Below are 20,554 nucleotides of genomic sequence, written 5' to 3' on the forward strand. Positions count from 1 at the left end.
CTGTTTTTCATACACGACGGGAACTTTCTGACTTTTCTTCGCAGACGCCTCTCACAAAGAATCGGCATGTCCTGTCCTGCCACCAGACAAAGCCCAGCTCTGCATCTACATACCATGCGGCGGTGAAGGCTTTCATGTCTCCGGACCAGAGGCGGGCCTTGCGCGGGTCAAAAATCGATTGCTGACAGAAGTCTCCGGGCTCCGTGCGCCCGGTAAAGAGGGTCATCAGCTCATCAAGGGTCGGGAGACGCCAGTTGGTGCGATTGTCGAGTGCCTTTCTGTTCAGCCGGTCGATGTAGCCATGGGCGCGGTCCCAACTGAGAGGATAGCGGGATGCTTCGGTTTCCCAGACCAGTCCCGTGGAGGCGTCATGGATGGTTGGCCCTTTTCGGGAAAAAGTACCTTTGGCGTACCGTGTCGGTCTCCAGAGTTCATCAAGTCCAAAAGTAGCACAAGCGGATTTGGCCGACACTTTGAGTGGTTTTGTTCGAGGGTTCCAATCGCTCGAATGGATTGGGGGAGCGTCGAGAATTCCGGGGGCGCTGCATACTGATGCAGTCTGTTCAATCCAAAGGGACTTGAGAGTGCCGAGGGCGTCGATCATGTCCAGTGCATCGGAGAAACGGTCGGCTGGATTGGGCGCGAGAGCGCGGGCGAAGAGGGCGTCCCAATCAGCTCCGAGGTCGGGGTGAAGTTCGTTTATGGGGCGGCGATGAATAGGGTCTTCCGTCGGGAGTTCGCCGGTGAGCATTCGGTAGAGGGTGACGCCGACGGAAAAGATATCGGAGCGGGTATCCGCTGCTTCAGGGTCGGCTTCCTGCTCCGGTGCGGTGTAATATGGAGAGCCGACGACCATGCCCTTGGGACCGCGTGTTGTTTCGCCACGCAATTTACTGAGACCGAAATCAATGAGTTTGACATGGCCTGTGCCTCCTTCCTCTTCGGCGAGCATGACGTTGAACGGTTTGACATCGCGGTGGATGATTCCTTCAAAATGCAGGCGGTCGAGGCCGGAGAGCATCTGATTGGCTATGTGAAGTGAAGCTTCGACTCCCAATCGGCGGGATGGTTTTTCAACTTCGTAGTGCTCGCCCATGATCACCCCGAGATTACCGCAGAAATATTCCATGGCGAAATGGGGGGCGGTGGTGTCTTGTCCCTCATGGACATCAAGGATGGACGCGATATTGGCGTGACTGATGGAGGCCATGGTCCGCGCTTCCTTGAGAAACATGGTGGTCAGGCGATCCATCCCGACAAGGTCTTCCAGTATATCAGCAGGCTTGAGCACCTTGAGAGCGACAATGCGTCCGGTGACGGGCATGGCGGCCTTGTAGACAGCGCCCATTCCGCCGCGTCCCAGAAGCCCCTTGATTTCATAGCGTCCGATTTTCATGGATCACTGATAGCGCAAAGGCACGCATTTTGGAATGGCGATGTCTAAAGGAAAAGCAGGAGGGAAAGCGCCATGACGGCCATGCCGGTGATCAGTCCGTAAATGGAATGGTGATGCTCTCCGTATTCCTCAGCAGCGGGCAATAATTGATCGAGGGAAATGAAGACCATGATTCCGCCGACTCCGGCAAAGAGGACACCGAAGATGACGGGGGTAAAGAATGGCATGAGAATGAGATAGCCGACCAGTGCGCCTACAGGTTCGGACAAACCTGAGAGAAAAGAGAGAGTAAAGGCCTTTTTCCTGTCCCCAGTGGCATAGAAAAGCGGGATGGACACGGCTATGCCTTCCGGGATGTTGTGGATGGCGATGGCCACTGCAATGGCCAGACCGAGTGCTGGATCAGTGAGAGCTGCGGTGAAAGTGGCGAGCCCTTCGGGAAAGTTGTGAATGGCGATGGCAATGGCCGCGAATATTCCCATGCGGCGCAGTTTATCAAAGTCGTGGGTCTCATCCTTGGGCAGAGCGGCTTTGCCCGCATCCATCTCCTCGATGGAGTGCATCTCATGCGGATTCTCATAACTGGGCACAAATTTATCAATGATCGCTATGAAGGCGATGCCCCCAAAGAACGACGCCACAGTGACCCACTGGGCTGTGACGGCTCCCAACTCGGTCGTTAGCGCGTGGTTTGCCTTGACCACGATTTCCCAGAAGGACACGTAGATCATGACTCCCGCAGAGAAGCCGAGTGAGAGCGAGAGGAATTTTGTGTTGGTCCGCTTGGTGAAAAAGGCGATGGCGGAGCCAATGCCGGTACAAAGACCGGCGAAGAGGGTCAAGCCGAAGGCGTAGAGTACTGTTTGTGTGTCCATAAGGGGGATATTTACTACAAAAAGTCTTTTGGTGTCATTAGAAGAGATGTGTTTCCGGTTATTATTTGCATTTGGGAGCGCGAGAACGTTCAGGTGTGGCAGGTGGGAAAGCACCCGAAAGATTCCATTCTCTCAGCCAATCGGGGAGAATGGTCCCAAGGAAAGGAAGAAAGGTTTCTTCCGAAAGAGTTCGAGTATTATTGCTGCTCGTCAGCCTTGAGCTGACCGCAGGCGGCCTTGATATCCGATCCCATGGAGCGACGGATGAAGGCGGTCAGTCCATGATCCCAGAGCCGTTTTTCAAATGCTTCCACCTTGCCTCGTTCCGGTGCTCCGTACGGCATTCCTTCCACTGCGTTATATGCAATGAGGTTGATCTTGCCTTTTCTCCGATCAACAAGCCGGGCCAGTTGGTCGGCCTGCTCCAGTGAGTCGTTGACATCCTTGAGGAGCAGGTATTCGAAGGTGATCCGTTCGCGAGGCCGCATGGGGTATGTCTTGAGGGCTGCCATGAGATCGTTCAGATGGACCTTGGCGGCCTTGGGCATGATTTTGGCGCGGAGTTCCTGAGTCGGGGCATGCAGTGAAATCGCGGGGAGTGCGACTTCGAGCTTGCCGAGAATCTTGAGTTTGTCGGGAAATCCGACTGTCGAGACCATGGACCGTCGCCAGGACAGGGACAGGCCTCGTTCACAGGGGAGGTCGTTGAGAACCTTGAGCAGGGTTTCCAGGTTGAGTAGAGGTTCGCCCATGCCCATGAATACGAGATTCTTGAGCGGATTCATGTTCTGGTCTTCCAGATATTGACGGCCGACAAGAATCTGTCCCATGATCTCGCCATAGCTCAGATTCCGTTCGAAACCGAGCAGCCCCGTATTGCAGAAGGTACATGCCATGGCACAGCCCACCTGGGTGGATAGGCATTGTGAGTATCTATCCTGCATGGGAATGAGCACTGTCTCGATGAGTTTGCCGTCACCGAGCCGAAGCAGCAGCTTGATGGTGCCGTCCTTGGACTGCTGAACTCGAGCGATTTCCGGCCACTGAATAGTAGCCATACTCATGAGCCTTTCCCGGAGCGGCTTGGACAGGTTGGTCATGCCGTCGATATGGCGCACTCGTTTTTGCCAGAGCCATTGCCAGATCTGCTCCGCCCGGAACCGGGGGAGTTTCAGGTCCTCGGCCACAAAGGCTTCGAGGTCATTCTTGTTCAGTTCTATGAGATTCTGCATTGCGAGTCCCTTGTGTATGGCGCGGGCAGGTGTGTCAAGGCGGGAGATGTTTCAATAAGGCGAGGGACCGGGCAGGGAAATGCCGTGCCCGGTCCGATGATCTTTAGATAAGCCCGACTCCCTTGAGCAGGACAGCGACAACCAGCAGTGGTGAAATCCACTTCACGATGAAGGAATAGACGGTAATAACGGCTTCGTTGTTCAGCTTGCCACGGTTACTTAGGGCGTGGCGGACTTTTTCCTCACCCCAGAGCCAACCGGCAAAGATGCAGATGAAGAAGCCGCCGATGGGCATGAGCAGGTTGGAGGAAAGGTAGTCATAGAAGTCGAAGAAGTTGAGTCCGAACAGCGTGACGTCACTCATGGTGGAAAAGGAAAGGGTGGCTGGAACACCGCAGATGGCAAGGCCGATAGCGGTGAGAATGGTTGCTTTCTTGCGTGACCAACCCAGCCCGGACCCGATGAAAAAGGCGACCGGAACTTCAAAGAGCGAGAGCATGGCACCAATGGTCGCCAGGCCGGTGAGCACAAAAAAGACGATCATGAAGAACTGTCCCATGGGCATGGAGCTGAAGACGGCCGGAATGGTCATGAAGAGCAGGCCGGGACCGGCAGCCGGTTCGAATCCGTAGTTGAACACGGCTGGGAAGATGGCGATACCCGCCAGCAGGGAGACGGTCAGATCAGCCAGCATGACGCGAGTGGCGGTCATGGGAGTATCGGCGTCGGAGCGGAAATAACTGCCGTAGGTCATCATGGTCCCCATGCCGATGGAAAGCTTGAAAAAGGCCAGTCCCATGGCCATGAGCACGACTTCAGCGGTGACCTTGGAAAAATCCGGGTTGAAAAGAAAGGCGAGGCCTTCCATTGCCTTGGGGAGAGTCAGCGACCGAATGCAGACGATGATCAACATGATCAGCAAGATGGGCATCAGGGTTTTAGTGGTTTTTTCGATTCCCCCTTTGACACCGCCGATGACAATGGCGCTGACCATGGCGAGCACTCCCCATTGCCAGAGCAGCGCCGTCATGGGTGCGGCCACGGTGGCTCCGAAAGCGGCTTCGCCTATTTGGGGATCAGTGGAATTGAGGGAACCGCTGATTGCCTGAACTATGTAGCTGAAAATCCAGCCGACAACATCAGTGTAAAAAGACATGATGGCAAAAGCGGCCAGCACGCCGCCGACGCCTACAAGCATCCACAAGCGATTGTTCGGGGCCACTTTTCTCCAGGTGGTGATGGCGTTGGCACGCGCATGACGTCCCATCATTATTTCCGAGATCATGATGGGCAATCCGACGACTACGGTGGCGGCAAGATAGATGAAAAGAAATGCAGCGCCTCCGTTTTGGCCTGTCATGTATGGGAATTTCCAGATGTTTCCCAGTCCGACAGCGGATCCGAGGGTGGCTGTCAGCACACCGAGTTTTGTCGCGAACCCTTCGCGGCTTTGGTTGATAGACATATGTATGGTCCTTTCGGTTATGAATTATCGCCTCCAGCGGCGTGGGACCGATAGCGCGCCAGGCGCGTCTTTGCAACCTTTGGGGAAAAGGGTACGGTTTGGCAAAAAGGTTAGGGGGCCTTAAACATGGCGATGTTTTTCGTGCAGTTCCCATGGGATCGTCATGATGGAGTCTCTTTTTCCGGGGTTCTGCGGCCGGGGAGTGATCCCCGGCCAGTCTTTCACGAGGGCGGCCTTACAGACGGCTGCCAGGGATGTAATCGCCGGGATAGAGTGTCTCAAAGCCTTTGCGAACTGTTTTTACATATTCTGGGTCACGCTTGTTCGGGTCGTGATATCGCGGATCCTGCATCATTTCCCTGAGTTTTTCACGGGAGAGTTCCTCGCCCCAGCCTTGGCCCGGAGAGCGCATGCCGCTTTCCAGAACAAGTGGGGCAACCTTGGCAAAGGCATTGATCACGGCGGCGTGATCTCCGGCGCGGGTGGAGTCGAGAGCATGAATCAGTTCCTTGCCGCCCAGTGCTTCGGCTGCCCGCAGAGCCGAGTCGAGCATGTGCGGGGTTCGTCCGCGATGCACTGCCCGCAGGGATTCCAGTTCCCGTTCCCGAAGCTGGTTTGTCTCAGCCTGCATGGTATGGTGGGTGTCAATGACCAGCGGAAGGAACCATTGGTACAGTCCTGCCACCTGCTCGGCAGTGAGGCCCAGTCGGAACGCCGCATTCTTGAACCCGTTGATCATGTCCTCCTGCATTTCATAGCCATCAGGCAGGTCGATGTCCGGCAAGGTATAGCCCTCAGGGTGATCGGGACGCCCCAGTGCGGAATAAAGGGTATTTCGCTGTTCGTCGTCTCCCTGACCCTCTGGAACACGAATATATCCTTCCGGGGTTTTGCCGAGCAGTCGTTGGGCGTGGACCAGGGCTTTGACGGCTTCATCCTTGGATGTATAATTTTTCAGGGTAGGGTGTTCCCGTAAGGGAATTTCTTCTTCCCGGCCGTCCTCGCGGGCATTTTTGATGGTCCATTCCGCGGGCAGGGTCTGTTGCCAGTTCTGGGGGATGTTTTGGGTATTCATTGGAGTATCTCCTTGTTGATGAAGTTGGTTTCGTCACACATGTGTTTGACATGCAGGACCAGGGATCGTCGGCCTTCGTTGAAGTCGGTGCGGCCGGGGTCAGTGGAGAAATTAGAGCGCAGGAAACCTGCCCTTTTCTCCAGATCATCCATGATGGCCTGTCCGTCAGGGGTGTCAAAGATGCGCCTGTATGCGCAATGCAGTTCCAGGGGATCAAACGCCACGGGGACCCTCCATCTTTTGTGTTTCTGCTGTGCTTTCCGAAAGGGGACCAGTCACTTGTTCGGCCATGGAGGAGGGGGGGGATGGTCGCTCTGCTTGGGCAGGCATTTTCTTGGCGAGTTTTCCGGCTCCACCCATGAATAAGTTCCAGGCTTCGGTGAGTATGTTCGGCCTATCCGTGTATGCCTCGGACAGGGTCTTGGCGATGGCTGCCGCATCCGCGACGGTTTTGGCTGTCATGGCAGATCCTTGGGATTTGCTTTTTTGCTCCCTGGCTGCGGCAACATCGCCTTCCGGCTTGAGGTAGTCTGCCGGAATGCCGAACAGGTCTGCCACGTGCCGGGCCATGCGGTCCGTATTGAAGTTGTCCATGATGCCGAAGGCGTCGCCTGTTCCCACCAGTGGAGAGAGGTACTGCATGGCCTGAGGGAGTCCCTGGGCCTCATAGAGCTTCTGGGCATGGGTGATGGGTGAAGTATACCGCACCTCAATGTCTTCCGGGGTCAATCCTTCCGGGAATGGCGGCAAGGCTCCGGCCCGGAGCATGATCTTGAAGACGCGCTTGATCAGCGGGCTGAGGAATTCGGTCTGCAAGCGGCCCAGCACAGGACCGAGCACTCGCATCTTTTCCGTTTGGCGAATGACAGCTTCCGTGGCACTGACGGCAGGGCCTTCCGCCGCCAGTTGGTCACTCATGAAGATGCGCCGAATGGATTCCCTGCGCTGTTGCATCATCGATTCCGTGGCTGCGAGGTCCACACGCACCGGCAAAGCCTCAATACGGTCACTGGACCCGGCGCGGTAATAGGACAAGCCTCCGGGCCCGGACCGAACCGGACCGAGAAAACCGTCATCCGGGACCATCAATGGCGGATCAGACATTTTTTCGGCAGCCATGAGCGCCGTCCGGGCCATGGCATTGAGCACTCGCGTATCTGACAGGGCGGTCTGTCCCGGTCCTCGTCCGTATATCTCTCCCGCTGCCTTGGCCCAACGCGGGACCAGATAGGGCATTTCAAGATAGCCGGATTCTTCCAGGATATTCTGACTCGCCACCTCCATATAGATTGAAGCGTATGGGAAGTTTGCCGCACCAAGAGCGAATGGATCCCGATCGGTCCTCGGGAACACTGCGTGAAGCATCATGACCTTTTCGTCGGGCCTGTCTTCACTTTTTTTTCGCACTTCGTCCGAGCACCGTGCGCCCCACTCCTGGACCGCCTGTCGAGCTGTCAGTTCATATCTTCGGTAGACGGTATCCACTACGCCTCTTGCAGATTCAGAGACATAGACCTCGCCGAGAGGCCTGGTGGAAAAACGGGCAATGGTGCGAGGATCAGCCTCCACATACATGACCGCTGTACCCATCAAAGCCACGTCCAGATAGAGTTCATGGACATTGGTCTGGAAGCAGGAATCCTCGGAATTGAACAAGGCGGCGATACGTTCGCGGGCCTGTTGCAGGAATTCGCGGATTGTCTGCTCATCTCCACGGCCAAAGTCTCGGGCGCGGATATCAAACCACGGCATGGCAGGATTGGTGAGTAATCCACCCAGAGCCGATGCCAATAACTCAAGGGAGTGCATGGGGGTCGAGTCGAAGATGTGTTCGTCTCGGATTTGCCCTCGGTTCAGTTGCGTTCCACCTGTCGCAACGAAACTGTTTTTGCGTGGCAGCATGTATTCGGTCAATTCCCGCCATGAATCGACCCATGGTTGGCGTGTTTCCTCCAGCCCCTGAAATCGGGTCAGGAGGGATTGCGCCAATTCTTTTTTGTCCATTGTCATTCTCCCAGCTTGGTCTTGAGTTTGGAGACGCCGACTTCGGGGGAATTGGTCAAGCCTGCCGCGCCATTGCCCAGAGTACTTTTTGTTATTGCTTCGGCCTTGCGCCGTTTTTCGAGATCGCGGGCTTCCATGACCTTGTCTCGTTCTCGGCGGCGTTCCTCAGCCTCCTCCTGCCTTTGTTCTTCTTCGCGGGCTTTGCGCTCGGCAACGAGGTTGTTCGAGGGACTGGTTGCCCCGCCGGAGATAACCCCGCCGATAACATTGCTGGCGACGCTAGAAAGCGTCTTCATCAGTATTTCAGAGCCTCCCATAGTTGATAGTCCTCCTGTTAAAGTGTTTTCAGGAGGATAACCCATGGTTTGGGAGCAGGGTGAGAACGGGCTTCAACGGGTGTGAACGGGCAGAAGAAGGGTGAAATCAGGTGTTGACAGGGTTTGTCAGCTCCCCGGAAATGGCCGGAACAGAGGAGAAAATGAGCGCATGAAGAGAAAGAGGACTTGACGTTGTTTTTTTCGCGCGTATATTAATTATATGCCAAATGACCCGGTAGGGTTTTTTTGCGGACCAGGGACGGTCGGCTTTGGCAGGGAGAAAGACAATGTCTGCCCACGTTACCGATTTCATCATGGCCGGTCCTCCCGGTCATGTGACAGCAGGTCCCGCAGGGTCATTCAGGGCGAGCGATGCCGGTCGAGCCGTTATTGGCGAGCCGGGCTACGTGCCCATTGATACCACTCCGGCATATATTCCCATCGATACCACTCTTCCAAGGATTCCCTATGCTCCGGGCATGGGAATTACCGTCACCGATTCTTCTGTGGGTGTTCATATCACAGGCGGGACCTCTGTAGGCGGTTTTGTGGAAGGCTCTACACAGGCTCCCATAGGCGGAGGTCATACATCGCCGACTCCGGTCAACGGAGGAGTGGTTAGTATGCCCAACTCCAGCAGTGCGAGTACTGCTACCGGTGTCGGCAGCACCGGGCTTGTGGGCGGGAATTCCGTTACCACGATCAATAATACGCAGGGTAATGTTTCCATAGGCGGGTCAACTTCCATTGTCGAATCTGGCAGGACCTCGGTGTCCCCGTCCGGCGGAAGCAGCTCCGGGACATTCGAGCGGGGTGGGTACAGTTCTCCTGAGGGGGGTGGACATGTTCCCATTTCAACGGAGCACGGCAACGTTCCGGTTTCCCTTGCCGGTTCCGTTCCGATTACACCACATATCGGGTTCTCCATGCCGACTCTTTCCGGCATCACCCCCAGTACTCCCAGCGGGCGGGTGCAGGCTTTTCGTCACACAGCTCCGCACGGTTCGTATTTCGGACACACGCAACATTGGCCCAATGACGTCTTTCATCACACTACGCATTCCTCCGGGTTTACACCCAAGTCCGTGCCACAGGCTCCATGGGTTCCCACTGTGGATGGCTATGAAGAGTCCAAGTTGCCGACGACTTCTTTTGATGATTCCATGGGACGTGGCAATCCCATTGACATGTCATCATCTTATTCCATGAATATCGATCAGACGCGGGATATCGATCAAAATCATCTGGTCACCTACAACGAAACCGTGGACAGGGCGCTTGATCTTTCCATGAACTCCGTGGTGCAACGCAGCGATTCTGTTCTGAATCAGACTGATCTGGATAATTCTTCCACGACGAACCTGGATATGAGCACCACGCAGAACGTGGACAATGCCAATACGGTCAATCAAGTGACCAATCAGGATGCCATTTACAACACGACGCAGCAGAATGTGATGGAGCAGGATAATTCCAGAACCTTCAATAATACTGAAAATCGGGAATTGATCAACGAAAACCAGAATGTGCAGGTTCAGAATGTCGATGCGACCCAGTCTGTCACGGAGAACAGGGTGGTTGATCAGAGCGTGTTGGACAATTCCACGGCCAACTATGTCAATCAGCGTGATGTCTCTGTCAGTTATGATAATTCCGTGACCAGAGCCGAGGACCATTCCTCGTCCAATCAGGTTATCAATGAGAATACCTATAATGAAGTGGATAACTCCGTCAGCGAACAGAATACGTTGAGCCAAACAGTGCTTGAAAGCGAATATTCCTCCAATGTGTCCTTTAATGAGACGCATCTCAATCAGAACGACAACTCCACGGATATGGACACTGACATTGCGTTCGTCAGTCAGACCAATGACAACTCCACGGTCAATTATACATCGGATAATGACGTCAGCTTTGTGGAAAACAGGAACTTCAATGAAACTTCCACGGAAACCCATATCAACGAGAACGATAATTCGCGGGTTGTGGAACAGAGCACCAACTACAACTTCTCACAGAATGATAATTCCGTGACCAATATTGTGGATAACAATTCCACAGTCATCAACGAAAACAGAGAGATGTCCGTCGAGTACAACACGTCTTCGGAAAATGTCTTCGATCAGTCTCGACACATAGATCAATCCACGGCGTTCAATTTCGTGGATCAGGACAACTCTGTCGTGCAATATGTCAATGACAACGACATAACCATGGTGGAGAACGATAACGTCACGCTGTCCTTCCCGGAAACACGTCTGCTTGAGATTGATAACTCAAATACAGTGGAAGTGAACAATACGTTCCAGAATCAGCACAATGACAATTCTCAGACCAATTATGTGGATGCGCGGGAAATGACGGTTCTTGATATCGATCAACCCAGCTACACTGTGGATCAATCAAGCAGCCTGGTCATGAATTTCCAGGCTCCGGAGCGGGCCGGCGGCGATCTCATGGTCGGCAATGCCTGATTCTTTGTAATTGAAAGCCCTTGAAATGCGGAGGACACCTGTCAATTCAGGTGTCCTTTTTCATTCGCAGAGTCGAGATGATCGTGCATTAATCCCGGCTTTCATCCTCAGGTTGGGTCAACGTCCATGGACATGGTCTGGAGGACGCACTGGTCAGTGAAACCGTAGATCCGGGCAAAACGGAAAAGATTGGGATTTAATCCCTCTGCATGACTGATGCGAATGCCGGTGATGCGTTTTTTCCCCAACCGTCTGCTTTCTTCTTTGAGCCAGTGAACGTCGCCATGGATATTTCGCCTGATTTGTGGTCCCCATCGGATGAGTGAGACGTGGAGTTCCAGCGCGTCCTCATGTTCCCGAATGGCGGAATAGCCATAGGGCAAATCATTGTGATGCAGTTCGAGCCATCGGTAGTTTTCTTGTGTGAAATGAGCCAGTTCCCTGGGCTTTTTTTTCAGTTCACGAACGCTCATGGAGCCTCCCGAATGGATTGTATGTGTTTTCGGTTCTGGGTGGGCGTGGTCCTGCCCCCGGCTGCCGGAATCCGACGGCGAAATAGCGGAAGGCATCGACGGCATGGCTGGTCCAATCATGAACCGGTCTCACGCCGAAATCATTCATGCGTTCGTTGAATGAGCGGCGGTAATGACGGAGGGACTCCAGCCCTGCTTCACACCGAGTCATGTCAAACCAGCAGGATGGCAGGAGGGTCCGGACGGCATTGATGCCATCCTGAATGGGGATATTCGGAGCGATGTCAAAGCGGATTCCCAGCCCTCGTGCCACTTCGAGTCGGGATTTTCCCGTGCCCAGTTCGCGGACGCGGATATCGTGGGGGGCTATATGGATGCCGTATTTATATGCCTTGTCATCAAGGATTTTTGCATAATGATCCAGTCCTTCCCCACAGGCCTCATAATAATCAATGATCGCGTAGGTTCCTCCCGGTCGTGCCTGGACGAACCAGATGGATGTGGAGTCACTCATGCCGAGGTCCCAGGCTGTGTGAACAGGTAATGAGGGGTCGTGGGAGACCTCTGTGATACGGCCTTCCTTATCTGCTTCGCCCATAAGGTTGCCAAAGTACGCGCCGCGAATGGCTGCCGAGAATGAACATTCGAATTCTTGTTCGTATTCCTCCGGGGACATTTCCCTTGCGGCTGCGGCCAATTCGTCCTGGTCGATGATGTTGGTGTCCGATGCGCGGTACATGGCCGCAAACCAGCTCGGGTCGCGCCGGGCTTCTTCCCATATTTCGTATAAGGCGTTTTTCCCTCGGGGAGTGCCGATGAAGATTGCCCATCCCTTTCTATCTGAAAGGGCCGGGCGGATAACCTCGGTCCATATCCGTTTGGGCATCTGTGCCACTTCATCAAAAAGAACGCCGTCGAGATAAATTCCGCGCAGGGAATCCGGATTTTCAGCCCCGAAGAGGCGGATACGCGAACCATTTTTGAAATCTGCGCGAAGTTCTGTCTCGTGAAATTTTGCGAGACATTCTTCGGTCCCAACGCCGCAATATCGTTTGAGTTCATCCCAAACGACAGTCTTGGCCTGTTTATAGAGAGGGGCGATGTAAGCTCCGCGCCAATCCGGTCGGTCGGTTTCACTCGCTGCCCGGATGAGTTGGTTGATGGAGAGGGCGGTCTTGCCGAATCGTCGATGGCAGACCAACACCGAAAATCGCGCCAGTCCGGTTTCGATTTCAGCCTGATGTTTTCGGGGGATATAAAGATTATGACTCATTGCTTAAAGATCCTTGTTGTTGACGGACACGACCTGCGAGCGTATTTCCAAGCGATGCGTCGTCTTGTCCTGATTCTTTTTTGTCTTCCCTTGTTGTTGATGGGATGTTTTGGTTCGCCCAGACCTCTGGGGACGAGTGCAGGGCTGACTGAGCAGGAAATCGCGCTGCAGCGGCGGGAAGCTTCGGCTTCTGATGCGCTGGCCAAAGCGCTTCAACTCTATCACAATGAAGAATTTCTTGATGTCGAAACAGCCAAGGAATACCTGGATCAGGCCATTCAGCTTGATCCGACTCTTGTGCCTGCGAGGCAGTATCGGGCCATGCTTCTGTTGGGTCAGAATCGATTGGATGAAGCTTTGATCGATGCCGAGGAAGTTCTGAAGGTAAAACCGGATCATACCAAAGCGCAATTTACAGTGGGCTTTATCCAGTACAACAAAGGTGAATACCGGGCCGCTATCAGGGCTTTTTCCAAGGTTGTGAAGCTGGATCGGAATATTTCCGAAGCGTATGCCCTGCGCGGAGCCTCCTACAGCCGCCTCGGACATTTTCAGGACGCCATCAAAGACTTCAGCCGGACACTCGCCATGAATCCCGCGCATAGGGAAGCGTACTACAACCGGGGTCTCGCCAATATGCAGCTGGGCAATCTCGTCCGCGCTATTTATGATCTGACCCAAGCTCTGACTCTCGATTCCCAATCCATTGAAACGTTGACGGCGCGGGCCGCTGCCTATAGCAAGCTCGGTCAGTTTGACAAGGCTGTGGAGGATTTTCAGAGGGCTGTCGATTTGGCTCCTTCTGACAATATGCTCCATGCTCTTCTTGCCGATACGCAAGCCTCGAATGGGAATTATGAGGCCGCAAAGCAGTCTGCGGACAAGGCCGCTCTGCTCGCTGAAGCTCTTGGCGATGACGAGCTTGTGCGAGTGTACAAAGGGATGGCTGCCGATTTTGCAGCCAAGGCTCTCTCGCCTCCTGTTTCGCCTCGCTCGAAAACAGGAATCCCCGATAAAAAGGGAGTCCCTGTTCCGGGACAATCCCTTCTCCCGACGGATGGAGTGAAGGGTAGCCCTGAAGCCTTGGCTGGGAACACATCTCGGAGAGCCATCCAGACGGATTCTGATGCCGTCTCCGCTGTGGGGTCGAAGTCGAAATTCCGGTCGGCTCCGGGAGCGGAAACGGATTGAGGGATTATTTGAGTATTTCATAAATGACCCTTGCACCGACTCCGCCGACAGTGGCCATGCAGCCCCAGACCATCTTCTCCAATGTCGAAATCTTGACGTGATGACTGGCACACCTTCGGGCCAGATTGATTTCCCGGATGTCTTCCTGAATCGTCTTGACCCGTTCATCTATTCGGATCAGCAGGTCCTGCAGATCTTCCCTTTCCATAGCTGTCATTTGGGTGCTCCGAAGGCGTCCTTGATTCCCCTGAGCGTGCTGGGCAGGTAATCGCCTATCTTTTTAACGCCCAGCACGGCTGCCACGATCCAGAAAGTGACCTGAAGAAACCAATCCGGTAGGTTCTCCCACGCGGCAATGACATGGGCGGCTTGTTCCGGGGCTACCCCGGACCATATGAAGAAGCCGATCCAGGCGAAGAACAGCACGTCGTCCTTCCAACCCGCGTTTTCCAATTGTTTCATTTCCCATTCGTGGTTGAATTCCTGATCGCTTTTTGCCAGGCGCATGCGATTTTCCATGACAGTCTGTTTCAACACCTGTTTTTGTTTCATGTGGCCGGTAATACCTTCCACGACAGTGGTCAGCAGTCCGGCCACGGCTCCGATGATTGGTATGGGCATGGCGTCTCTCCTTGTTTTTCCTCAAGCACGCCGCAGTGTATCCCCGGTTTTTGGGCCAGGACACCAGCGGGTGTAGAAGGGATGAAATGGGGTGAAAACGGATGAAAAAAGACGGTTGACACGGATTGCCTCAAAGGGTGATGTCTCCTTCATGCAAACCACGGAACCATCTCTTGCGACCAGACTGTCCGAGCCGTTGAATATCGGTGGAAAAAAGGTTGCCAATCGTCTCTGGCTAGCCCCCATGGCCGGACTGGGGCATGTGGCCTATCGTGAAGTTCTGGAAGAGTATGGTGGGTGTGGATTGATGTTCACGGAGATGTGCTCGGCCAAGGCTGTGCCCATGGAAAATCGGCGTGTCTCTCCTGTTTTTCGCTGGCGGGACGAAGAACTCCCCAAGCTGGTTTGTCAGATCGTGGGAGCGACTCCGGATGAGATGATTCCGGCCGCACGGCGTGTGGAAGCAGAGGGCTTTTTCGGTATTGATATCAACATGGGATGTTCGGTTCCGGGGATCGTCAAGCGTCATGCGGGAGCCGCTCTGCTCAAGTCTCCTGAGAAAGCTCTCGCTGTGATTGAAGCTGTCCGCACCGCAGTGACCCTGCCTCTTTTCGTCAAGTTCAGGACTGGCTGGATCCCGGATATTCGTCCAGCAGTCGCCCTTGCCAGACAGTTCGAATCAGCCGGAGTGGACTGCCTTGTTTTTCATCCTCGTGTGGCTCCGGATAAGCGGACCCGCCCAGCCGTTCTCGACCATATCCGTTCGATCAAGGATGCTGTATCGATCCCGGTTATTGGCAATGGAGACGTCGTTACGAGGGAGGAATGCGCCCATATGCTTGAATCGACCGGATGTGACGGTATCTCCGTCGGACGCATGGCCATGGCCAGGCCATGGCTTTTTGCCGAATGGACTCGCGGCTATCAGCCTTCTGAAGCAGAGTTCGGTCAGTATGCCATTCGGTTGGCCGATGCCCTGGAAGCTCGGTATGATCCTGTCAGGGCTTTGAAACGTTACAAATTATTTACCGTTTATTTTGCAGCGAATTTTACCTTTGGTCACAGTCTGCAATCAAAATTCCTGGCAGCCAAGTCCATGGCTCAGATACGGGCGGTTGCCCGACAGCATGTCCGACCCGACATGCAATTATCCGGCAGACCGAACATGAATCTTTACAACACGTAGGAGAGGCTCATGCGTGTTATTGACCTGACCCACGTTATGCGCACGGATATGCCGGTTTATCCCGGTGATGGTCCCGTTCTTGTTCACAAGACTCATATTGTGGACCGAGATGGATTTGCTCAGACTCACCTCGCCACCAATACGCATGCCGGGACTCATATTGATATCGCATCCCATCTTTATGATGACGCACCTGGACTTGACTGGCTCGGCCCGGATAATTTTACCGGGCGGGGAGCTGTCGTGGAGTGTCTTGCCTGTGATGGTCGGCTGATTGAGCCTGCTGATATCGCTGTACCAGAGGGGCTGGGCGGGGTGGATTTCATCCTCATCAGAACGGCATGGGATCGCCATTGGGAGACGGAAAAATACTATGGAGAGTATCCAGTCCTTTCCAAAACAGCCTGCCGCTATCTCGGTGGGCTGGAACTCAAAGGTATCGGCCTGGATACCCCTTCTCCTGATTCTCTGGGAGCAAATTCCCTTGTCGCTCATGAGACTCTTTTCGCTCATGGATTGGTCATAGTTGAGAATCTGTGCAATCTTGAAGAGCTTCCTTCAGAAGGTTTCATCTTTAGTTGTCTGCCGTTGCGACTGAGGGACACGGAAGCCAGTCCTGTTCGGGCCGTGGGCATGGTTTTCTGATCTCACAAGTTCGAGCCTTCATGATTCAGCCATGTTTGTGTGTTCAAAAATGTATAGACCTCAGGAGGCTGCGAGAATAGGTTTGCCTGGGAGAGATGTCATGGAAAAATCATTGTCTTACGTTTATATACTGCTCATCAGCAGTATGGCGTTGTGGGGCGGAACCTGGGTGGCAGGACGTATCCTTGCCCAGTCGATTCAGCCTATGCCTGCAGCCTTTCTTCGCTTTGCTTTGGCTTCAATTCTCTTGATTATCATGTGTTGGCGGGCTGAAGGACGTATGCCCCGGATTCGGCGGAAGCAGATTCTGCCACTTGCATTTCTCGGTGCCTCAGGAGTCTTCACCTACAGTTATTTTTTCTTTTCCGGCCTTCAGACTGTCGCAGCCGGAAGGGCTGCTCTCATTGTGGCCTGTATCCCGGTTTGCATTTCAATTATTTCAGCAGTCTTTTACAGAGAAAAATTTGGTCCGGCACGAGTTGTGGGAGCTTTGATCTCTCTTGCCGGGGTTTCCATGGTCATTTCTGATGGAAATCCCCTGAATCTGCTTTCCGGTGGTGTCAGTCGAGGGGATTTCATGATCCTTGGGTGTGTGGTGAGTTGGACTGCCTATTCGCTTGGCGGGCGTGCGGTCATGAAAAGCGTCGCTCCTCTTCCAGCCGTGGCATGGTCGTCTCTTTTCGGGACCATGATGCTCTTCCCTGCTGCTCTGGCTGAAGGCCTGATACATGATGTGACCAATGCCCGGTTGCTAGACTGGGGATGCATTCTCTATCTTGGAGCATTGGCGACCGCGTTGGCCTATTTTTGGTATTATCAGGCTATTGCAACCATTGGGGCCAGCCGTTCTGGGATTTTTATCAACACTGTCCCGGTCTTTGCCGTCATTCTGGGGTTTCTTATATTGGGAGAACCCATTCACTTTTCCCTGATTACAGGCGGGGTTATGGTCATTACTGGAGTCTATCTGACTAACCGTCCGTAACTCTCTTGAAGCATGGTGGCGATCTTGATGCTCCTTGAGACGACAGGGCGGGTGTTTTTGGTTCAGGAAAAACTATTGACGAATATTTTCCACCTCGTGGTGGAGTGAGGAGAGTCTCATGGAAGAGCGCGTTGAACGTCTGGAAAATCTGGTAACGCTCCAGGAAAGAACGATTGAGAAATTAAGTGATGCTGTTTTCGAACAACACCAGCAGATAGCAACTCTGGAAAAAATGGTGGAACGGCTCGCTGGGAAGTTGCGTGATATTGACGCGGCGTTGGATGATTCCGGGATAGCTGATGTCCCACCTCCGCATTACAACGGGTAGTGTTCGATCACTGTATGAATTCTATATAATTATTTGTTTTATCAAAATAAAATATTTTTAATATAATCGGTACCCAGGGGACACCCTCTTTTGTCTTCTTGATTGATACCTGTTTTCGAATGCCCCAGTTGGGGGTACTGTCGTTGAGAATCTAAAAATGAGCACATGATATCCACAGCACAAATGGTTCTTCATGTTCGTGCGTCCCGAGATATTATTTTTTTTTCAGAAAAAGAGGCGCCTTCTCATGAAAGCGCCTCTTGACTATTCTGTCTCAGGTTGTTCCGGCCATTCTATGAAAGAGGGAAATCCTTCCTGTTGGGGGATATCTCTCAATGCCTGCCTGTAGCTTTGCCATAGAACCATGGCTTCTGTGTCCAAGCACGAATCGACCAGTTGGGTCCAATCTGACTGTGCCAGCAATCTGTCCCTTTTTTTGCGCGTCAATACGGCTTTATCTGCTGATTGAGCCTCTTCATCTGTGGTCGTGGCAAGAATTTCTTCCCGGTAGATGAGGTCTTCCCCTTTGACCCATCTCGTTTGATAGGTGGTGTAGGGTTTTCGCGTAATCGGAAAAGCCTCGTTGTATCCGGCCTCATCCCATTCCGTCCGATTCAGGTCACCGAATCGGCGAGTGTATCCTCGGAAAGTGACCACGGCAGGTGGTGTTGTTTTGAAGTGTCCATCGTGATAGCGAAACATATTAATCTCCTTTTTAAAATGCGTTGCTGTATTTGGTTGATTCGAGCATGGCAAGGCCGACCATAAGGTTCCCTTCGCCATTGACCTGAGGATTGGTGCCGGTGATTTTTATGCCCTGACTGGAAAAGAGTGTTGAAATGTTGCTTTCCGTTGTCTCAACATCGGTCGAGTCAGGGAGAAGATAACTCGCAACAATATTTTTTTCATTTCTTGCAGAGTCGAAAAGGAAGTGGTGTCCAACCTCATCTGTGTTCTTTAATGCAAACAGTGCCCGTGGTTTGCCTCCCAAATGGACAAATGGACCATCTTCAGAGCCGTTGCCGACGTAGCTGAAAGCTTGGAAAATCGCAGAATCGGCAAAAAGATAGGCCATATGTTTTTGGCCGAGACCATTGACTCCAGGGTTACTTCCAACGGTGAAATGAGTGCTTGTGGGTGGAGTGTCATTCCAGATATCGCTTTTTTCTTGAGCGTTTTCCGTAGAATTGAGGAGGAGGTGTTTTTTTTCACCCAGAGCCGAATGGTAGAGTGCCCATCCCAGAGTGCCCGTTTCAAGATTTTTGACGATCATGAAAGAGGGAGGCGCTTGGAGTGCATGGGAGATATCTCTGCCGGAGGAGCCGTCACCTGTGTATTCGATCAGTTCAAATCCTTGATACGGAGCGGATTTGAGGCAGAGATCAAGAAAGGAGTTACCTGACTTGTTAATGAAGCTTGCATACCCTAAGTTGTAGCCGTCATCATTGAAAGCGGTGAGCGAATCCGTAAAGTATGATTGGGCGGATGAAGAGTTGGTCCTGAGGTATTTGGTTGTTCCTTGGCACCGATCGAATAATCCCCAGGAATCAACAGCCCATCTGCCTTTGATGTAGACAAAATCAGGGGCGAATTCCAATGAAGACACGGTTGTGTCGCCGCCCGTGCCGATCCGAGTCGTGATATCGAAGACTGTCGAAGATCGAAGCAGGGTAGGCTCGGGATTGGTCTTGATACACAGCGGTTTGAATCCTGTCGGAGGAGAGAAAGCAAAGATTGTTCCGCCGGAGTTCAAGGTGATTTTCTGGTCCATTGCCCCGGTGGTCACGAATGGGAGTACTCTCTGTGGCAAGCCAGTTATCATCGGGTTTACATGGTTTATCGGGTCTCCATCCTCCAACCATGAACCATTGCGCCCTATCCACATGTTATTTCCTTTGAGGGCGAATTGGAAAATGTCACCAGCTGAAAAAAATGGTGGATTCACCCATTCCGAAAACACTCCATCGGCATAATACCCTGCCGCATCACACGAAAAATGTCCGGCCTTGTTTGCCATGTTGGTCGAAGGGCACCGGGATTCAATGGCTCCCATTGAAAGAGAAGCCGTTGAAGCAAGTGTCTCAAGGGTGCATTCCCAATATAATCCGCGCTCTGTTGCCATGGGAATGTCACCCATGGCCATGGTAAAAGAATCGTTGTTTGAAGAAATAGTTCTGTTTCCATTGGAAAAAATCAATTCATTTGTCCTGTCTAGGGAAAGGAGTCTGTTGAACGTACAATGATTGTTTGTCGGGGTATCTCCGCATTGTGCGGGATCTCCGATTACCGTCCAGTGGTTTTCCTGTGCACTGTCATGACCGAGATTGGCTGCATCTGAAAATCGCAGATGAAAACCATTTTGCCCCAGAGTGAGATCTTTTGATTTTCGGGGAATCCACAGCCCGGTTATAATGGATGAGTATTCTCCGAACTGATGTATGCCCTGGGGTATTCCATCCACAAAAATTATATCTGAAGCGTAGCCGTTAATCGGTGTCGTTATTAAGTGAAGTTTTCTTCCTATGTACATCTGGTAATTGATGTCGTTAACTGATGTCACTGTGTTCTGAGCGGCCATTGTGCTCGTTTCCAGTGGTACCAGGCGGTTCCCGTTGTAATAGACTCTGACTCTGTCAAGGGCGGCAGGTGCCGTTGTGTCCACCATGACTGCAAGATGGTACCATGCGGTGGGGTCGGAAAAGACGTTCCAATCAAAAGAATATTTGAAAAGGGTGGTTCCGGCTGAGTTCGCTTGAAAAACAGAGAATTGGTTGTCATTGAGGAATATATGGAAACGAGGTTTCAAACTTGCGCTACCTGCCGTAAAGAAGCAGTGCCCAGCCGCTTCGCATGTCGTTCCCTTGAACCATCCGCTGAAGGTAAAGGTTTGCGTATTGCCTGTGGTTTGAGGAGTCCGGGCAAGATACTGTCCTGTGGATAAAAGTGCCGAATGTGACAATTCTCTTGGAAAAACAGGGATTATTTCATGATTATGTTCTTTCGGAGTGAGCATG

20 protein-coding genes are annotated in these 20,554 nt (G+C 52.9%); 6 read left to right on the forward strand and 14 right to left on the reverse strand.

The features are described from left to right. Positions 1-7: 7 nt before the first annotated feature. From BN4_RS11970 to BN4_RS12005, 8 genes are all read right to left on the reverse strand, one after another. Complete coding sequence (locus BN4_RS11970) at positions 8-1,396, reverse strand: protein kinase domain-containing protein (protein ID WP_015415664.1); 1,389 nt, start codon at positions 1,394-1,396, stop codon at positions 8-10. A 44-nt stretch (positions 1,397-1,440) separates the two neighbouring features. Further along, positions 1,441-2,271 carry a zinc transporter ZupT gene (gene zupT / locus BN4_RS11975; RefSeq protein ID WP_041720333.1) on the reverse strand — a complete coding sequence of 277 codons (831 nt, stop codon included), beginning with the start codon at positions 2,269-2,271 and terminating at the stop codon, positions 1,441-1,443. A gap of 197 nt (positions 2,272-2,468) precedes the next feature. After that, positions 2,469-3,503: a 23S rRNA (adenine(2503)-C(2))-methyltransferase RlmN gene (gene rlmN / locus BN4_RS11980; protein WP_015415666.1), complete on the reverse strand. Its 1,035-nt coding sequence runs from the start codon at positions 3,501-3,503 to the stop codon at positions 2,469-2,471. 103 nt (positions 3,504-3,606) lie between these two features. After that, on the reverse strand, positions 3,607-4,968 hold the full coding sequence (locus tag BN4_RS11985) for a sodium-dependent transporter (RefSeq protein WP_015415667.1): 1,362 nt from the start codon (positions 4,966-4,968) through the stop codon (positions 3,607-3,609). A 235-nt stretch (positions 4,969-5,203) separates the two neighbouring features. Further along, positions 5,204-6,043 carry a hypothetical protein gene (locus BN4_RS11990; protein ID WP_015415668.1) on the reverse strand — a complete coding sequence of 280 codons (840 nt, stop codon included), beginning with the start codon at positions 6,041-6,043 and terminating at the stop codon, positions 5,204-5,206. Beyond that, a complete protein-coding gene (locus BN4_RS11995) occupies positions 6,040-6,267 on the reverse strand; it encodes a Bbp19 family protein (RefSeq protein WP_015415669.1) in 228 nt (75 codons plus the stop codon). Before BN4_RS11995 ends, BN4_RS11990 begins: the two co-directional genes overlap by 4 nt. Beyond that, a complete protein-coding gene (locus BN4_RS12000; RefSeq protein ID WP_015415670.1) occupies positions 6,257-8,047 on the reverse strand; it encodes a portal protein in 1,791 nt (596 codons plus the stop codon). Before BN4_RS12000 ends, BN4_RS11995 begins: the two co-directional genes overlap by 11 nt. 2 nt (positions 8,048-8,049) lie before the next feature. Then, positions 8,050-8,364, reverse strand: a complete 315-nt coding sequence (locus BN4_RS12005) for a hypothetical protein (RefSeq protein WP_015415671.1) — start codon at positions 8,362-8,364, stop codon at positions 8,050-8,052. A 287-nt stretch (positions 8,365-8,651) separates the two neighbouring features. Here BN4_RS12005 and BN4_RS12020 point away from each other — a divergent pair, with 287 nt between their 5' ends. Continuing rightward, positions 8,652-10,838, forward strand: coding sequence for a hypothetical protein (locus tag BN4_RS12020; RefSeq protein ID WP_015415672.1), 2,187 nt, complete (start codon positions 8,652-8,654; stop codon positions 10,836-10,838). A 107-nt stretch (positions 10,839-10,945) separates the two neighbouring features. On the opposite strand, the gene BN4_RS12025 is transcribed toward BN4_RS12020, so the two are convergent. Continuing rightward, positions 10,946-11,311 (reverse strand): hypothetical protein, encoded by a 366-nt coding sequence (locus BN4_RS12025; protein WP_015415673.1) that lies wholly within the window; start codon positions 11,309-11,311, stop codon positions 10,946-10,948. After that, positions 11,298-12,584 carry a terminase large subunit domain-containing protein gene (locus tag BN4_RS12030; RefSeq protein WP_015415674.1) on the reverse strand — a complete coding sequence of 429 codons (1,287 nt, stop codon included), beginning with the start codon at positions 12,582-12,584 and terminating at the stop codon, positions 11,298-11,300. Before BN4_RS12030 ends, BN4_RS12025 begins: the two co-directional genes overlap by 14 nt. Here BN4_RS12030 and BN4_RS12035 point away from each other — a divergent pair. Continuing rightward, positions 12,576-13,775: a tetratricopeptide repeat protein gene (locus tag BN4_RS12035; RefSeq protein WP_041720340.1), complete on the forward strand. Its 1,200-nt coding sequence runs from the start codon at positions 12,576-12,578 to the stop codon at positions 13,773-13,775. The two genes, BN4_RS12030 and BN4_RS12035, sit on opposite strands and share 9 nt — an antisense overlap. A gap of 4 nt (positions 13,776-13,779) precedes the next feature. Here BN4_RS12035 and BN4_RS12040 read toward each other — a convergent pair whose 3' ends face one another. Then, positions 13,780-13,992: a hypothetical protein gene (locus BN4_RS12040; protein WP_015415676.1), complete on the reverse strand. Its 213-nt coding sequence runs from the start codon at positions 13,990-13,992 to the stop codon at positions 13,780-13,782. Continuing rightward, positions 13,989-14,396: a hypothetical protein gene (locus BN4_RS12045; RefSeq protein WP_015415677.1), complete on the reverse strand. Its 408-nt coding sequence runs from the start codon at positions 14,394-14,396 to the stop codon at positions 13,989-13,991. The genes BN4_RS12040 and BN4_RS12045 overlap by 4 nt, the downstream gene beginning before the upstream one ends. A 91-nt stretch (positions 14,397-14,487) precedes the next feature. Here BN4_RS12045 and BN4_RS12050 point away from each other — a divergent pair, with 91 nt between their 5' ends. The 4 genes from BN4_RS12050 (at position 14,488) to BN4_RS12065 (ending at position 17,540) form a co-directional block, all read left to right on the forward strand. Beyond that, positions 14,488-15,582, forward strand: coding sequence for a tRNA dihydrouridine synthase (locus BN4_RS12050; protein ID WP_015415678.1), 1,095 nt, complete (start codon positions 14,488-14,490; stop codon positions 15,580-15,582). Between the two features lie 9 nt (positions 15,583-15,591). Further along, positions 15,592-16,227 (forward strand): cyclase family protein, encoded by a 636-nt coding sequence (locus tag BN4_RS12055; RefSeq protein ID WP_015415679.1) that lies wholly within the window; start codon positions 15,592-15,594, stop codon positions 16,225-16,227. A 100-nt stretch (positions 16,228-16,327) separates the two neighbouring features. Further along, positions 16,328-17,212: a DMT family transporter gene (locus BN4_RS12060; RefSeq protein ID WP_015415680.1), complete on the forward strand. Its 885-nt coding sequence runs from the start codon at positions 16,328-16,330 to the stop codon at positions 17,210-17,212. Between the two features lie 118 nt (positions 17,213-17,330). Beyond that, entirely contained in the window at positions 17,331-17,540 is a 210-nt protein-coding gene (locus BN4_RS12065) for a SlyX family protein (RefSeq protein WP_015415681.1), read from the forward strand. A gap of 264 nt (positions 17,541-17,804) precedes the next feature. Here the strand turns inward: BN4_RS12065 and BN4_RS12070 are convergent, their stop codons facing one another. Then, complete coding sequence (locus BN4_RS12070) at positions 17,805-18,242, reverse strand: tail fiber assembly protein (protein WP_015415682.1); 438 nt, start codon at positions 18,240-18,242, stop codon at positions 17,805-17,807. Between the two features lie 13 nt (positions 18,243-18,255). Then, complete coding sequence (locus BN4_RS12075; protein WP_015415683.1) at positions 18,256-20,553, reverse strand: DUF7483 domain-containing protein; 2,298 nt, start codon at positions 20,551-20,553, stop codon at positions 18,256-18,258. Between the last annotated feature and the right edge of the window lies 1 nt (position 20,554).

This window comes from Pseudodesulfovibrio piezophilus C1TLV30 (assembly GCF_000341895.1).
GTDB classification, from domain to species: Bacteria; Desulfobacterota; Desulfovibrionia; order Desulfovibrionales; family Desulfovibrionaceae; genus Pseudodesulfovibrio; species Pseudodesulfovibrio piezophilus.

Bases quoted from the DNA above. Each gene is read 5' to 3' on its own strand.
- BN4_RS11970 (WP_015415664.1), bottom strand. From the start codon at position 1,396: ATGAAAATCGGACGCTATGAAATCAAGGGGCTTCTGGGACGCGGCGGA.
- zupT (WP_041720333.1), bottom strand. From the start codon at position 2,271: ATGGACACACAAACAGTACTCTACGCCTTCGGCTTGACCCTCTTCGCC.
- rlmN (WP_015415666.1), bottom strand. From the start codon at position 3,503: ATGCAGAATCTCATAGAACTGAACAAGAATGACCTCGAAGCCTTTGTG.
- BN4_RS11985 (WP_015415667.1), bottom strand. From the start codon at position 4,968: ATGTCTATCAACCAAAGCCGCGAAGGGTTCGCGACAAAACTCGGTGTG.
- BN4_RS11990 (WP_015415668.1), bottom strand. From the start codon at position 6,043: ATGAATACCCAAAACATCCCCCAGAACTGGCAACAGACCCTGCCCGCG.
- BN4_RS12000 (WP_015415670.1), bottom strand. From the start codon at position 8,047: ATGGACAAAAAAGAATTGGCGCAATCCCTCCTGACCCGATTTCAGGGG.
- BN4_RS12005 (WP_015415671.1), bottom strand. From the start codon at position 8,364: ATGGGAGGCTCTGAAATACTGATGAAGACGCTTTCTAGCGTCGCCAGC.
- BN4_RS12020 (WP_015415672.1), top strand. From the start codon at position 8,652: ATGTCTGCCCACGTTACCGATTTCATCATGGCCGGTCCTCCCGGTCAT.
- BN4_RS12025 (WP_015415673.1), bottom strand. From the start codon at position 11,311: ATGAGCGTTCGTGAACTGAAAAAAAAGCCCAGGGAACTGGCTCATTTC.
- BN4_RS12035 (WP_041720340.1), top strand. From the start codon at position 12,576: ATGACTCATTGCTTAAAGATCCTTGTTGTTGACGGACACGACCTGCGA.
- BN4_RS12030 (WP_015415674.1), bottom strand. From the start codon at position 12,584: ATGAGTCATAATCTTTATATCCCCCGAAAACATCAGGCTGAAATCGAA.
- BN4_RS12040 (WP_015415676.1), bottom strand. From the start codon at position 13,992: ATGACAGCTATGGAAAGGGAAGATCTGCAGGACCTGCTGATCCGAATA.
- BN4_RS12045 (WP_015415677.1), bottom strand. From the start codon at position 14,396: ATGCCCATACCAATCATCGGAGCCGTGGCCGGACTGCTGACCACTGTC.
- BN4_RS12055 (WP_015415679.1), top strand. From the start codon at position 15,592: ATGCGTGTTATTGACCTGACCCACGTTATGCGCACGGATATGCCGGTT.
- BN4_RS12060 (WP_015415680.1), top strand. From the start codon at position 16,328: ATGGAAAAATCATTGTCTTACGTTTATATACTGCTCATCAGCAGTATG.
- BN4_RS12065 (WP_015415681.1), top strand. From the start codon at position 17,331: ATGGAAGAGCGCGTTGAACGTCTGGAAAATCTGGTAACGCTCCAGGAA.
- BN4_RS12070 (WP_015415682.1), bottom strand. From the start codon at position 18,242: ATGTTTCGCTATCACGATGGACACTTCAAAACAACACCACCTGCCGTG.
- BN4_RS12075 (WP_015415683.1), bottom strand. From the start codon at position 20,553: ATGCTCACTCCGAAAGAACATAATCATGAAATAATCCCTGTTTTTCCA.